The following is a 533-nucleotide window of genomic DNA, read 5'->3' on the forward strand; positions in this document are numbered from 1 at the left end:
GTTGCCATCGGTGTGGAGATTGCGTCCCAACAGGGTCGCGAGGATTGCGCGGCGGTGCAGCTCGGGGTCTTGGTAATCGACGATCTGGCTGAGGAACTGCCAGGCGTTGCGGTAACTGAGCACATCCGCGCGGAAGCCTTCCAATGCCTCCTTCTGCGCCTTGTCCTTGGCCAGCCTCGCCTGCCGCCACTGACCGCTCCAGCGGTTCTTGATGGGCGAGAGGGCCTTTGCGATGGCTTCGCCGCCATCGTCGTTCAAGAAGGCGTCGTCGAGCCGCTCTCCGATCGTGTAGAGCGCGTTGGGATCGACGTCCCCGTCGACGTGCGCGTCTGAGTAGTAGAGCTTGAAGTCCTTCTCGATGCTCGCCGGCGTGTTGCGGAAGTCGACGACCATCGGGGCGGTCTTGCCCGGATAGATGCGGTTCAGCCGCGAGAGCGTCTGGACTGTGGCGACGCCGGAGAGCTTCTTGTCGACGTACATGGCCATGAGGCGCGGCTCGTCGAAGCCGGTCTGAAATTTGTTCGCGACGATGA

Annotated in this window: 1 protein-coding gene; it reads right to left on the reverse strand. The window is 62.9% G+C overall.

Going from position 1 to position 533, the window contains the following annotated elements; translation table 11 throughout:
* On the reverse strand, positions 1 to 533 hold a 533-nt coding region (locus tag FRC98_RS20945), incomplete at both ends, for a type I restriction enzyme subunit R domain-containing protein (RefSeq protein ID WP_230467895.1).

Origin of the sequence: Lujinxingia vulgaris, from assembly GCF_007997015.1 — a bacterium.
In the GTDB taxonomy this organism is placed as follows: Bacteria; Myxococcota_A; Bradymonadia; order Bradymonadales; family Bradymonadaceae; genus Lujinxingia; species Lujinxingia vulgaris.